Source organism: Modestobacter marinus, from assembly GCF_019799945.1.
Taxonomy (GTDB): Bacteria; Actinomycetota; Actinomycetes; order Mycobacteriales; family Geodermatophilaceae; genus Modestobacter; species Modestobacter marinus_B.
Genome location: NZ_JABGCH010000052.1, coordinates 1 through 13,781, shown reverse-complemented (window position 1 = coordinate 13,781; position 13,781 = coordinate 1). Strand labels below are relative to the sequence as shown.

The following is a 13,781-nucleotide window of genomic DNA, read 5'->3' as shown; positions in this document are numbered from 1 at the left end:
TGCAGGCCCTCGGCTACGCGGTCACGCTCAACCCCGCGGCCTGACCGGCCTGACGGAGATTTTCGGATCAGACCTGCCGCGAGTGCCCGTCCAGTCCCCAAGACGCTCAGCGCGGCCCATCGTCTGCCAACGCTGAACAACGCAAACGCGCATGTCAACGCCGCTCCCCACCGACAGCCCCAGGTCACCACTCACGCGGGACTAGTTCGCGATGCACTCGCTTGTGCGGATCGGCGGTGAACCGCCGTCATTGGCGGGCACGTGCAGGCCCCGCCTCCCGACAGCTCCTCGCTCATGAGGCTATGCCTCGCGCAGCCCAGGTTCCGGTCTTTCGCGGGTCGTCCAGAATGCTGCTCGTGCAGCAGCTGAGGGAGCCGATCCCGCCTGGAGCCTGGCATCACAGAGGTGAAGTCGAGCGGGCCCGCCCGGCAGCCGGTTGACCGCCCAGGCATTCGTCGATGAGTCGGCCCGTGGATCCAACTACCACGTGTGCGTCGCGGTCGTCGCGGACGGAGACGTAGACGGGCTACGCCGGCTCGTTCGGTCGTTCTGCCTGCCCGGGCAGCGGCGGTGGCACTTCGTGACCGAGCGCGACAGCCGCCGCCGGCAGATTCTCGACGCAGTCGTAGGCAGCGGCCAGCTGTCGGCGCTGGCCTTCTACGGCAAGGGCCGCGAGACCGACGTCCGCGCCGAGAGCTTCCGTCGCATGGTCAACCCGCTTCTCGACCGCGGAGTGCAGCGACTGATCATCGAGTCGCGCCAAGGGCGCGACCAACGCGACCGTCAGGTGCTCGTCGAGGAACTCCGCCGCCTCGACCGTCCACAACCGTTTCGCTACGTGCATCTGCCGCCGCACGGCGACCCGCTTCTGTGGGTCGCCGACGCCTTGGCCTGGAGCCATTCCGCCGGAGGCACCTGGCGAGCGCGCATCGCGGACATCACCGCGGCCGAGGACGTCTCGCCGCCGTAGACAGCGCGAAGCCCGGCCGCTCACCGTCCGGAGAGGAGCCGGGCCCACTTCCTGAAGCTCAGCGCGACAGGCAAGGCTCAGTCTAGGCGTCCCCCACACGGGCGCCAAGGCCCGCAAGCAGCACACCCGCCCGAGCGACCCAACCGCTCCCGCCGGGACGCGTGAGGGCATATACCCCTGCCTGGTATGCGTACCCGCCGTGCCCACACCGTGCCCACACGGTGCCCACAAAAGGGCCCTTTCGGCTCATCGACGGCCATCGGCCGCCAACTATGAAACCGCAGGTCAGAAGAGGAATCACCGATGATCATGCAGGTCAGCTCAGGGCCCTGAGATACCTCATAATCCCTGGGTCGTGGGTTCGAGCCCCACCCGCCCCACGAGTCTTTCTGCGAGTCAGCGGCGTGAGGCATCGGTCGTCGAGACCGTCGATCCTGATCCGTCCACACGACCCTCCATGACGTGGGCGGCGTCCATGCTCGGCGAGGGGCGGAGGACGTCATTGAAGGGCCGTAGGAGGAGGCGAGGGTCATCCCCGCAGATGCGTGGCCGAGTTTCGGCTGGACCGCCTTGCCGTCGCGCCGTTTGGCGACCAGCGGGCTGCCGGCGGGTGTGCCGGAGGTCATGCGGACTGGAGTCAAGGAGCCCAGCGGCCTTGGCGGCTTGGTCGAAGATGGGCTGCCGGGTCTGACGCCGGCGCGGGTCGGGCCCGGACGCCTGGGGGTGACCGAGCTGACCGGCCTCTCCCCCTCTCCGGTTGCCTGGACCACAACTGCCGCTACGACGAGACGACCCCCTGCCTGAACGGAGTGAATCGGACAGCCGACGATCGGCACCCCCAGCGACGAGCTCAGGACGCACAGGTGTCCTGGTAGGCCAGGCCTGTGACGAAGCGCTGCCACTCCTCACGATTCAGACCACGCCCAGTGATGGCGCACGCCCGTTCGACCGGCTCTTCTCTCAGGGTCCAGAGCTGTCCGAGGTCCCACAGTCCGACGGTGCCGTCGCCACTGCCGGTGGCCAGGGTCCGCCCGTCCGGAGAGAACGCGACCGCGTTGACGGACCCCCGATGCCCGGTGAGGGGCTCACCGAGCGGACGCGGTCGTCCCAGGTCGGTCAGATCCCACAGGGCGAAGGCGTCGTCCGCACCGCCGCTGGCGAGCGTGCGACCTTCGGGATCGAAGGCGACCGATCGCACGTAGCTGCTGTGTCCCGTCAGCGCCGGACCGACTCGACGGGGCCGGGCCGGATCGGCGACGTCCCACAGCAGGACGGAGCGGTCGGCACCGCCGCTCGCGAGCGCGTCCCCGTCCGGGGAGAACGCCACGGTGTACACCAGGCTCGCGTGGTCGCCCAGCGCCGGACCGAGCCGACGGGGCCGGGCCGGGTCGGCGACATCCCACAGCAGGACCGAGCGGTCGGCTCCGGCGGTGGCCAGGGTCCCTCCGTCCGGAGAGAACGCCACCGCGTAGACCTCGCCGGTGTGCCCGGTCAGCGGCCCACCGAGCTGTCGCGGCCGGGCCGGGTCGGCGACATCCCACAGCAGGACCGAGCGGTCGGCTCCGGCGGTGGCCAAGGTCCCTCCGTCCGGAGAGAACGCCACCGCGTAGACCTCGCCGGTGTGCCCGGTCAGCGGCCCACCGAGCTGTCGCGGCCGGGCCGGGTCGGCGACATCCCACAGCAGGACCGAGCGGTCGGCTCCGGCGGTGGCCAGCGTCCCTCCGTCCGGAGAGAACGCCACCGCGTAGACCTCGCCGGTGTGCCCGGTCAGCGGCCCACCGAGCTGCTGTGGTCGCGTCGGCTCGGTGACATCGTGGAGCCCCACCAGACCCTCGGCACCGCCGCTGGCCACCGTCCGCTCGTCCGGTGCGAACGCGACTGCTTCAACGGGGCCGACGTGCCCGGTCAGGGGCTCGCCGATCCGCCGTGGCCGCACGGGATCAGCGAGGTCCCACAGGATGGCGGTCCGGTCCGTACTGGCCGTGGCCAGCGTGCGCCCGTCGGGAAGGAAGACGACTGCGTTCACGTAGCCGGTGTGTCCGGTCAGGGGCTCGCCGATCCGCCGTGGCCGCACGCGGTCGGCGAGGTCCCACAGGACGACGGTCCGGTCCGTACTGGCCGTGGCCAGCGTGCGCCCGTCCGGCGCGAAGGACACCGCGTACACCTCGCTGATGTGCCCCGTCAGCGGCTCGCCGAGCCGCCGGGGAGCGGCCGGGTCGCTGACGTCCCAGAGCAGGGCCCTGCTGTCGGCTCCCGCGGTGGCGAGGATGCGACCGACAGGCGCGAAGGCCACTCCCCAGACCGCGTTCGTGTGGCCAGTGAGGGGGTCCCCGAGCCGTCGGGGTCCGGTCGGGTCGGACACGTCCCACAGCAGCACCAGGTGGTCGAACCCCGCGCTCGCCAAGGTCCGTCCGTCCGGAGAGAAGGCCACCATGGTCACCAGGTCGGTGTGGCCGGTGAGCGGTTCCCCGAGCCGCGCGGGCCTGGCCGGGTCGGACACGTCCCACAGCAGCACCAGGTGGTCGAACCCCGCGGTGGCCAAGGTCCGTCCGTCGGGGGAGAAGGCGGCGTAGTGTACGGCATCGGTGTGGCCGGTGAGCGGTTCCCCGAGCCGCGCGGGCCTGGCCGGGTCGGACACGTCCCACAGGGCGACGGTCTGGTCATTGCTCGCACTTGCCATCGTGCGTCCGTCCGGGGAGAAGTCGACGGAGTACACGAAGCTGCTGTGGCCGCGCAGGGGCTGGCCGATCCGGCGGGGCCGGGCGGGGTCGGCCACGTCCCACAATGTGATGGTGCCGTCGAAGCCGCCGGTGGCGAGGGTGCGGCCGTCACGGGTGATCCCCAGCCCGACCACGCCACTGTCGTGCGGCAGTGTGCGCGAGTACCGCGTGTGCGTCAGGGTGTCCACCAGGCTGCTCTCGGCCTCCGGGCCTGGGTGGATGCGCTGGGCCGCGATGCCCAGCAAGAGGGCGGTGCGAGCGTCACCGTCTCGTGCTGCGTCCGCCTGGGTGACGAGCTGACGTGCTACTGCGAGGTCCCGTTGTTCACGGGCGACGTTCCGTTGGACGAAGAATTGAATCGATGCGAAGGTCGCGAGGGTCGCCAAGATGAGCAAAGCTGCGACAGCAGAGTTGCGCCATCTGACGGTTCGTCGCTGTTGACGCGTGTCCTCCCCGATCAGATCTTCCTTGCTGACGCCGTGCAGGGGTGCAGCGAGATCTGCCACGACCTCGCGGAACCTCGCATTGTGGAGCGAGAGGTCGTTCGCGGTACGCGCCCATCTCAGATCCACCCAGAGGGGCTCTTCACCGAACACCTCGTACAAGTCCGGCGGCAAGGCGCTGGAAGCATCCCGGTCGAAGTCCCCGATGCAGTTGTCCCACCTGATGTCACCGTCGGTCAAGGCGATCAGCAGGCGGTCGCGTGGCTTGTTCGTGAGCCACCACGCCACCTCTCGGTTGACCCACGAGGACTTTGACGCCTGTGGGGACGCGAGCAAGATGAAGAACGCCGATGCCTGTAGTGCCTGCTCGATGGATGACCAGAGCGCAGGCGTCGCGGTCAAGCTCGTGCTGTCACGAAAGACGCGGAAGATCGGCGGGCGATACCAGGGCTTCCCAAGTCGATGCAATCCACGTTGCAGGGCGGGAGCGAGTTTCCCGTCGGCAGCGTGACTGTAGGACATGAATGCCCTGAACCCGGCACTCTCATGCCCGGACACCGGAGGTGTGGTGTCCTCTCCATGGGAGACCGAGTGATCGGTCACCGAGAAACTCCAACTTGAGCTTCCGACCCGACGCCGCACTCAGCGCCTCTCCGAACCGCAACGCAATCAGCCCTCGTGCCGCCCCCGGTGACCACTACACAACCGCAGTTCCCGCTTTCCGCGCAGACCAGGACAGCCGACCGGGCATTGTCGGAGGAATGGCGGAGGAAGACTCTGGCGACTCGTCCTCGCCGCCCACGCCGGCGCTGTCGTTGGCCTCTTCGGGCGGTCACGGTGTGGTGGATTCCGTCGTGTCCCTGTTTGGCCCTGCGGTCGTCTCCGTCTCCGGTGGCGGCGGTGGCGGCTCCGGTGGCGGTGGCGGCTCCGGTGGCGGCTCCGGTGGCGGTGGCGGCTCCGGTGGCGGCTCCGGTGGCGGTGGTGGCGGCTCCGGTGGCGGTGGTGGCGGCTCCGGTGGCGGTGGTGGCGGCTCCGCTGGCGGCGGTGGCGGCTCCGCTGGCGGCGGTGGCGGCTCCGCTGGCGGTGGTGGCGGCTCCGCTGGCGGTGGTGGCGGCTCCGCTGGCGGTGGTGGCGGCGGTGGCGGCTCCGGCGGCGTGGTCTCCGGCTCCTTCGCGGCCGCTTGCGAGATCCCCTCCCCCGGACGGAGCCGCCCGTCCTTGGGCAGGTCCTTGATCTCGATGGGATCGCCGTCGGCGTCCACTAGGCCGAAGGCCGCCACGCATCCTCCGCCGATGAGGAGGACGTGACCGGGCTCATCCTTAGTGGCCTCAACCCAACTGGCCTGGCAGCCCTCGGCATCCGGGTCGGTCACGACGACCGGGCTCGTCTCGAAGAACGTGGGGACGTTCTCCACACACGTCCTCTTGTCGATGACCTCGACTTCCCCCTCGTCCAGGTCCTCACTCTCTGCCAAGCAGCGGTCGGTGAGGGCCTTGATGGCCTCCGTCAGGGTCGGCGTACCCCCGAACTTCTGGAAGAAGTCGTCCACCCCCGGCGCTGGCGAAACCGTCTGGGGAGCCGGGGGTCCTCCATCCGTGGTGGTGTCGCCCGCGCCGCCCCCTGATGCCCCGGGCGCGGGTACCGCGCCGCTCGCGATCCCGCCGCCCTGGGGCAGTCGGCCGTCTGCCGGCACGGTGGCGGGGTCGAGGGGTTGACCCTTGGCGTCGACCACGTGGAAGGCGTCCACGCAGTCCGCACCACTGAGGAGGATGCCGCCGTCCTCCCATCGGGCAGCACAGCCGGGCACGCCGGGGCCGGTCAGTGTGACCGGCGCGGTCGCCAGGCGCTCCTGGACGGCGGCCTCGCAACCCATCCGGTCGGTGATGGACGGATCGTCGCCACACCGCCCGTAGAGGATCTCGACGGCCTCCTCCAAGGTCTGCGCACCGGAGACGTCATCGAGGAACGCCTCGTCCACTGCCGACTCCCCGGGTGGGGGTACCACTCCGGGCGCGATCCCAGCGCCCTGGGGCAGCCGCCCGTCCGGCGGCAGGGTCGCGGGGTCGACGGGTTCGCCGCTGGAGTCGACCAGACGGAAGGCGGTCACGCAGTCCGCACCACTGAGGACCATGCCGCCCCCCTCCCAGCGGGCAGTACATCCGGGCACGCCGGCGTCGATCAAAGTCACCGGCGCGGTCGCCAGGCGCTCCCTAACGGCGGCCTTGCACCCTTCCCGGTCGGAGATGGACGGATCGTCACCACACCGCCCGTAGAGGATCTCGACGACCTCCTCCAAGGTCTTTGCACCGGACAACTCCTGGAGGAACGCCTCATCTAGCGAGAACGACTCCTCGCCGGACGATCCCGGGTCTGCCGGTGGCCGCCCGGCCTCGGACTCCGCCGCAGTGGAGCCGGGGTCGGATGAGCACCCCGCCACCAACAGTCCAACCGCGACAGAGGCGTAGATCAGATGGTTGCGTAGTCGACGTCTGTCCATGGCTGGTTTCCCAACGACCTCAGGGTGCCGGCCCCGATCCTCCGTTGGTGTGACCCCTGCCCGTAGGAAGGCGAGTTGTGTCCGACTGCAATTCAGTCGCACCCCCCCACAGTCTTGGTTGGGTGAGTAACTATCAGGAGACCCGGTAGGGCCCGCCTCTGTATAGGCCGGTCGTCCGTCATCGCCGCGTCACGCTCGGGTCACCGAGGACGTGGTCCTCGTGCGAGCCGCCAACCGTCGTTTGCCGTGGGGCGTCTCGGAGGCTGCGACGTTCGGCGCCTCGTTGCGGTGAGGATGGACCCGGTCGGCCGTGAACCAGCGTCGCCACCGGACGTGGCCCATGTCAACGCGTCAACACCCCCGTATTCGACGACCTACGTTCCCGCGTGACCTTCGTCGACTCGAGTCGGCACAGCGCACCATGCGTGAGCACTCATAATCCCTGCGTCGTGGGTTCGAGCCCCACCCGCCCCACCGGTGTTCGTGCAGCTCGGCGCTGAGTGGCGTCGGCTCCCAAGATCGCCGATCTTGTCCGGCCTCACAGGGCCCCATTGCGTGGCGCCTGTCAACATCGCCGGCGCAGCGCGCGGACCGTGTCCATGTCCCCGCGGTGAGCGGCACCTCACATGACCAAAATCGATTCGGCCTCCTCGCCCTCCCCCGCACCAGCGTCGAACTGGTCGAGGGGGATGTGGGCGTGTTCAGCTAGTGCGGAAGCGACTTCCCAACCCAGTGCCCGGTAGGCATCGAACTGCTCCCCGGAGAACAATTGGTTGACCGTGGGGTGCTGCGGGAATTGTCGGTCTTTCTCCCGGAAGATGGCCAGGTCCATCGGGACGCCGTCCCACAACACGCAGCGCGCGTAGTAGATGACGCCCATGCTGCCGTCGGGGTAGGTCACGCTTCCCACCGCCACCGGCACCTCGGCCATGCCGCTCTCGGCCGACGGAAGGGTGGCTTCAGGGTTCAACCGCACCTCTGCGCCCAGATCCGACCGAGCCAGGGCCGCTGCGCGAGCGATGTCCTGCAGCGGACTACGACCACCGGCGCTGGCATCCACCACGATCATGTGCGTACAGCGCCGCCTGATCAGCTCCACCAGGCCGAGGTTCTCCCAGTGCCCTCCGTCAGACACGTGGATGAAGCGGCCCCGGGTCCCCGCCAATCCCAGGCCTTCCTTCAGGACGTACAGGCCGCCCGGCTCCCGCCATCCCGCCGCGAGCGCCTTCCCGATGCGGCGCACACGAGAGTGATCCCCCGACGGAGGGCACGACACATCCGCACGCCGGAAGGGGTTCGGGATCCACACTCCGAGGCGAAGGTTGGCCAGCGCCATCAGGAGGCGCAGTGCCGGCAGGGTGAAACGACCCATCGTCGGCGAGATGGCGGCTCCCGAGATCGCCATCATCGACGGCAGGGTAAGATCGCTGCCGCCCCGCGTGTGCGTCCGTTCCATCTCGGCGGTCTCCATGAGAGGCCCGAGGTCGACGCATCCCGACCGCTCCGCGTCGAACGTGAAGGAGGCGGCCCAGCTCTTGTTGGGGACATCCCCCTCACGGGCTGCCACTGCCGCGCACACGACCAGCTCCGGAAACGGCAGGCCGGCCCTGCGCTTGGCTTCGATCTCCCGACCGACGTCGCTCAATCTCACCTGGTCGTCGTAGGGCACGGGCGCCACGCGAACCCCGGCGGCGGAGCTGGTCCGCCTCAGGACGAAGGCGGAGCTCAACCGCTCCCGGTAGTACAGGTGCATGGAGTAACGACGGTTGTGGATGAAGAACCCGCATACCGCCAACGTGCTCAGCGCTGCCAGGATCACCCACGGATCGACCGAAGAATTCCAGCCGGTTCGCGCCTCACCCTCTGCCGCCACCATGAAAGGAACGGCGAGCACCCCCCATCCGCTGAGGAACGCCAGGACGCCCTGGAGTGCGCGGGCCCTGCCCAGCCGCATCAGCAGGACTGCCCCGACGCCCAGGAGCGCCACTCCCAGCACCATCATCACGCTGACGAGCAGCCTCAGCGTCAGGTCGTCGGCTCGGCCCACCCGGAACGGATCACCGGCCAGCGCGAGCCCGAGGACGTGCACGAGAAGAGGGAGGCAGACGGTCAGGATGACGACGACACCCGAGCTCGCCGCCAGGGCTGTCGCCCCGCGCCTGAGCCACTGCTCTCCCGGTATGGCACTGAACCGGTTCCTGTCGAAGAACCGCCGCACGCCGACGAGCACGACCGCCGCCATGAAGAGGCAGGCGGCGGCAGCGCCACCCCATGCGCTGCTGTCGGCCAGCCGCCCATCGGGCGTTCCTATACCGGGGATCGTGGCCCCGTAGACCAACCCGACGACGCGGCCTGCCAAGTACGACCCGGCGACGAGGGGCAGGAGGTTCAGCAACAGGCCGTAGACGAAATTCACTACCAGCCACAGGCGACCGGACAGACCGGGAGCCAGGTAACTGAGGTTCGTGCGGAGGTACCACTCCTCCGGGCTCCCCCGGGACCAGGGGGCAGCCTCCCCTCGCAGCGCTTCTGCGTCGGACTTACCTTGCGCGACCGTCAGGGCGCCGGCGATGTAGCTGCCGCCGGACACCGCGGACAGAAAGCGGGCCCTCTGGAACAGTCCCTGCCGGGAGAGCGCCTGATAGGCACCCAGGCAGAAGGCGGCAGACCTGATGCCCCCTCCGGAGAAGGAGATGCCGAGCACGCTCTTCCCCGCATGCGCTCCAGCGAGATAGGCCCACCTGTGTCCGCTAGTCATAGTCGTAGTGGCCTATGTCCGAACCGTACGGATAGACGGGGAGGTTTCCCTGCTCCCGGAGCCTGCGGATCCCTCCTCTGTCGAAGAGCCGGAACATGAAGAGGGGATGGACACAGATCCGGTCCTCGCCCTCGACCGGCCTCAACGTTTCCGCAAACGTGTAGGAGAAGCGGCCGATGGAGTACCGCGACGTCGAGCGCTCGACGACACCCAGGACCCCCACGTCGAGGGCGCCCTCTAGGAAGTCGCTGTAGTCGACGCCCGACCGGGCGACTCCGGCAGCGTTGAAGGCGCGATGGAGTTCGCTGCACGTGAGTGCGTTGGGTATGTGGTTCTTGAGGTACCCGAGCGCCGCGGCCATGTACGGGTAGTCGAGTGAATAGCTGGAGAGAATGCCGTCGACTATCCGCAACTCGGCTTCTCGCACACCTTCTAGGACATCTCGAGGGCTGGCCACCGGAAGACCGCCGCACTGTCGCGCCGGGCGCGCCAGAATTTCGTTGAGTATCTGGATGAGGTGGCGCGGCAGGAGTTGCGTGTGCCGCATGATGTAGGCCACCGGGTCCTCTTCCGACCCAAGACCGTTGCGGATCGTCCCGGGCGGGAGAAGCGCCCTCAGGGTGGCTTCGGCCATCTGCGTGTCACGCTCGTCGTGCTGGCGGGGCAGTCCGAGCAGTCTCAGTTGGTCGTGGTGGTACAGATCCAGGTATCGCCGCAGGCGGTTTCCGGCAATGGTCATCAGCTCGGCTGCGGTCCACCTGATGACGAGATAGTTGAGGAAGTCCTTCTCCGGATTGGCCGTGAGGTCGCGCAGGCGCCTCACGAGCTCCGCCGGGAAGGCAAACCGGACCCTGAACGGCAGCGTCTCCGTAGCGTCGGCGAAATCGCGGGTGGCCCGGAAGAGCGCAGACAGCGTCGTCCTCAGGGTCTCCACGTGGACATGCAGGTCCTCGAGGTTGTCGACGACGACGTACAGGCGGGCCTGCTTTCGTGAGACCAGGTCCATGAACGACCGATGAGCGCTGGTGTAGGTGGCCACGTCCGTTCGGAGGGATGCACACATCTCCTCGACCGTGAGGCCGGGACTTGAGCTCACCAGAACGTCGGACAGCGCCCTCCCCACGCGCGCGAGCAGTTTTCCGGGTTCCAGATACGACGGGTTGCCGTACGAACTGAGGTAGGACGCGATGAGCCGGGCCTCATCCGTGTGTCTGAGGCCGGGCACCCGATACGAGAGCAGCATTGCTGCGTGGGTCAGCAGCACCTGCCACACGTGCGCGAGGTTCTCCGCGAAGAGCGGGCCGACCGTAGCCGTGTATCGGAGCCGGAGGCGCTCTATCTCGTGGTATGCGTCTTCCGACTTGATGAGTATGACCTTCGAGCCGTCCACGAAGGACGTTCCCACCAGGAAGGCGGTCTTTCCGGAGCCCTTGCGCCCGACGACGAAGACCGGGTCATCGCGCTCCGCCGTTCCATGGCAGCAGTTCGTGCGGTCGTAGAGCTGCTCGAAGATGCCGCGAGGACTCCTGAGCAATTCCTCCGTGTAAGGCGGCCCCAAGGGCCGCTTGTGCGTGAGGATTCGCATCAGATCTTCTGGTGCTGCTCCCATGGCTTCCTCCGACTACCGGTGACGCTCGGTGTTGCCGTGTGTTCAGAGGCGCAGAGGGACGTGTGAATACATGCCTGCCCGAGCCGCTCCACCGCAGTCGGGTCGCGCGTGGCCTGCGCAGGTCCGTGCAACCCGGCTCGCCGAAGCGGCCGGGGCGTCGGCGTGGCGGGCAATCAGACCAGCGGGTCGTCGTCCCATAGGGGCGCAGGCGGAGTTGGCGGACGGCGCCCTCGGGGGTGATGCAGCAAAGGACATCGACGCCGTCGGCGCCGGCACGCAGTAATCGGCCGGGCCAGGCATCCAGCTCACCGGCGGCGGCGCCCCGGCTACAGGCTGCGATCAGTGAGTGCCTGCAAGAGGTCCAAGCCTAGACCCGAGTATTCGACGCCTGACGCTCAAGCGTGAGCTGCGTCTACCTAGCTGAGCACGGCGCCTGGAGCGTGAGCACTCATAATCCCTGGGTCGTGGGTTCGAGCCCCACCCGCCCCACCGGCTCGCAGCGGGCGGCGAGGCTCTGATCCTCGGGGTCCTACGAAACACCCTGGCTGCGAAGACGCTCACCTTCTGGCGAGGTCATCTCGGGGCAGCGGTCATTCCAGCAATTGGAAGTCGCCGACGGTCCGCCACGGGGCATCGGGCGACGGATCGAGGACCACCGAGAGTCCCGCGGTGCCCAGCCGGCGGCCGAAGGACTCCCGCGAGGTGACCGAGTGGTCCAAGTGGATCATGTTGATGCCGGCGATGTCCGTGAACTGGCGGACGTGACCCCACCTACACGAACACGAGCTGATCACGTTCCGGTTTCACGCAGACGGCCATTCCTGCCTCGAAGGTCACGTTCATCCGCGGCTGCCAGTGATGGTACGCTCCCATTCGGGATCATCGTCGCGCCGGAATCGTTCCTTGAGCTGGCCTTCGTCATCGGGGGTCAAGAGCACGACCACCGCGTCGGCCTGCGCCATCCCCGCCCGGACTACCTCAAGGTTCGTGGGCGCTCCCTTCTTCGCGGCCGCAGCCGCGCCCTCCCAGGCTGGCACGTGAATCCCAAACTCCTTCATCAGGAGGACGAGGTCCTCCGCGGCCCTCAGGTTGCGCCCGTGCACCAGAAAGACGTCCGTCCGAGGAGCGACGGCCGCACGCAGCTGCCGCAGAGCCTCAAGCTGTCGATGCAGGTCGTTTCGACGCCTGTTGAAGGCGTCTTCTGTGCTCTCGAACGTGGCGGGCTTCCGTCCGGGCAGGACAGCGATGAACTTGTCCCTGGAGGGAGAAGGAGCAAATACCTGCCGCAGGCTATGGGCCACCCGCTCGTCCCAGTCGTCCATCCTCTCGATCCAAAATTGGGCCATCACTGCGCCGACCAGGGACGACGGGCTCTCCCCCGAGAGCGCATCGGCCCGCAAGCTTTCCCCGGCTCGGAGCAGGGCGTCCAGCTGTGCACGGACCTGGGTCACGTCAGTCGATATCGGCCAATCGCCGCGCTCGGTTGTCATTGGCAGACGATAGGACGGGTGACGACAGCGTCGGGAAAACGCCATCGCCTGCCGTTCGCAGCAGGCCGTGTCACAACGGGTTGCGTATCGGCCGTTACCGGAAGACTTCCTTCGCCGGTTCGTCGAGATCGGGCGGCTGTTGCGCCTCGACAATCAGAGCACCGCTCCGGCGTGGGGCACACGCTGGCCCCGCCCGTCGGCGGTCAGACGCGGGTATCGCCCGTTACGCTTCCTCACCAGAAAGGTGCCTCCTGGCCCGCGCGGATCTTGCCCTCAGCAAGCAACACCCTTGCAGGTCAGAGGCACCTTTCGTGCTCCTGGGCCAGCACTCAGCTCATGCGCGATGAAAGCCCCGGGCTAGCGAAGGCGGTGGTGGAGTCCGACCAAGAGACGACGCGCCCTCGGCAGAGGCAGTGAGGACTGCGGCGACGTCCTGTCGTCACCGCTGACTTCCGAGGCCGCCGGAGGCCCCCGTCTCGATCCTCGAGCGAGACGGCGACTCCTTGCGGTGACCAGCTGATGTGAGCACTATGCAAGCATGCCGAACGTTCTGGTCCGGGGTGTCCCCGAAGACGTTCACGCCGCTCTCCAGCGCAAGGCCGCGCGCCGCCACCAGTCGCTACAGCAGTACCTCGCCGTCGAGCTGCGCCACCTCGCGGAGCAACGCTCGATCAGCGAGGTCCTCGACGAGGTCGAGGACCAGCACGGCGGTCGCGTCGGCTTGCAGGCGGCCGTGGCCGACTTGGACGAAGAACGCTCACGGCGCTGATCGGCCAAGTGAGCGCACGGTGATCGTCATCGACGCCTCCATCTTGGCCAACGCTCTGGCCGACGATGAGGCAGCTGGGGAGGCCGCCCGCGGTGAGCTGCGCGCGGCCGATCAGGTCACCGCGCCTGATCTGGTTGATGGCGAGACCGTGTCGGTGCTCCGCAAGCGCTGGCTGGGTCGCACGCTGACCGACCAGCGTTTCGAGGTCGCCGTCGGGCATCTGCAGCAGTTGCGGTTCGAGCGGGTCCCGACGCTTCGACTGGTGCGGCGCGCCTTCGAGTTGCGCGCCAACGTCAGCGCCTACGACGCCTGTTACGTGGCCCTGGCCGAGCGGCTGGACTGCGAACTGGTCACGGCGGACGGTCGGCTGGCCACCGCTCCTGGCCCCCGGTGCGCCATCCGCGTCTTGTGCTGACGCCCTTCCCGCACGAGACGCCGGTCGAGGATCCCTTACCCCGGATGCACCGCCTGACGCGGTGAGCGACGGCGCGCCCCGAAGATCAGATGCCCTCCGACCAGGAACGA

At 68.4% G+C, this 13,781-nt stretch carries 9 protein-coding genes; 3 read left to right on the top strand and 6 right to left on the bottom strand.

Going from position 1 to position 13,781, the window contains the following annotated elements; genetic code table 11:
- Positions 1-580: 580 nt before the first annotated feature.
- Positions 581-970 carry a hypothetical protein gene (locus tag HK417_RS23490; RefSeq protein ID WP_222272831.1) on the top strand — a complete coding sequence of 130 codons (390 nt, stop codon included), beginning with the start codon at positions 581-583 and terminating at the stop codon, positions 968-970.
- An 850-nt stretch (positions 971-1,820) separates the two neighbouring features.
- On the opposite strand, the gene HK417_RS23485 is transcribed toward HK417_RS23490, so the two are convergent.
- The 6 genes from HK417_RS23485 to HK417_RS23465 form a co-directional block, all read right to left on the bottom strand.
- Entirely contained in the window at positions 1,821-3,935 is a 2,115-nt protein-coding gene (locus tag HK417_RS23485) for a WD40 repeat domain-containing protein (RefSeq protein WP_261327664.1), read from the bottom strand.
- 1,030 nt (positions 3,936-4,965) lie between these two features.
- On the bottom strand, positions 4,966-6,630 hold the full coding sequence (locus tag HK417_RS23480) for a hypothetical protein (protein ID WP_222272823.1): 1,665 nt from the start codon (positions 6,628-6,630) through the stop codon (positions 4,966-4,968).
- A gap of 622 nt (positions 6,631-7,252) precedes the next feature.
- The gene (locus tag HK417_RS23475) at positions 7,253-9,334 is read right to left on the bottom strand and encodes a patatin-like phospholipase family protein (protein ID WP_222272820.1); all 2,082 of its coding nucleotides are present in this window, start codon (positions 9,332-9,334) and stop codon (positions 7,253-7,255) included.
- 46 nt (positions 9,335-9,380) lie between these two features.
- Positions 9,381-10,973: a P-loop ATPase, Sll1717 family gene (locus HK417_RS23470; RefSeq protein ID WP_222272817.1), complete on the bottom strand. Its 1,593-nt coding sequence runs from the start codon at positions 10,971-10,973 to the stop codon at positions 9,381-9,383.
- Between the two features lie 614 nt (positions 10,974-11,587).
- Positions 11,588-11,716, bottom strand: a complete 129-nt coding sequence (locus HK417_RS25935; RefSeq protein ID WP_261327662.1) for a hypothetical protein — start codon at positions 11,714-11,716, stop codon at positions 11,588-11,590.
- Between the two features lie 120 nt (positions 11,717-11,836).
- A complete protein-coding gene (locus HK417_RS23465; RefSeq protein ID WP_222272814.1) occupies positions 11,837-12,487 on the bottom strand; it encodes a TIR domain-containing protein in 651 nt (216 codons plus the stop codon).
- A gap of 538 nt (positions 12,488-13,025) precedes the next feature.
- Between HK417_RS23465 and HK417_RS23460 the strand changes: the two genes are divergently transcribed.
- Together HK417_RS23460 and HK417_RS23455 are read left to right on the top strand one after the other, a co-directional pair.
- The gene (locus HK417_RS23460) at positions 13,026-13,256 is read left to right on the top strand and encodes a FitA-like ribbon-helix-helix domain-containing protein (RefSeq protein WP_222272812.1); all 231 of its coding nucleotides are present in this window, start codon (positions 13,026-13,028) and stop codon (positions 13,254-13,256) included.
- A gap of 19 nt (positions 13,257-13,275) precedes the next feature.
- Positions 13,276-13,671, top strand: a complete 396-nt coding sequence (locus tag HK417_RS23455) for a type II toxin-antitoxin system VapC family toxin (protein WP_222272810.1) — start codon at positions 13,276-13,278, stop codon at positions 13,669-13,671.
- Positions 13,672-13,781 lie beyond the last annotated feature (110 nt).

Coding starts and splice junctions, on each gene's coding strand:
- HK417_RS23470 (WP_222272817.1), bottom strand. CDS start 10,973: ATGCGAATCCTCACGCACAAGCGGCCCTTGGGGCCGCCTTACACGGAG.
- HK417_RS23460 (WP_222272812.1), top strand. CDS start 13,026: ATGCCGAACGTTCTGGTCCGGGGTGTCCCCGAAGACGTTCACGCCGCT.
- HK417_RS23480 (WP_222272823.1), bottom strand. CDS start 6,630: ATGGACAGACGTCGACTACGCAACCATCTGATCTACGCCTCTGTCGCG.
- HK417_RS23465 (WP_222272814.1), bottom strand. CDS start 12,487: ATGACAACCGAGCGCGGCGATTGGCCGATATCGACTGACGTGACCCAG.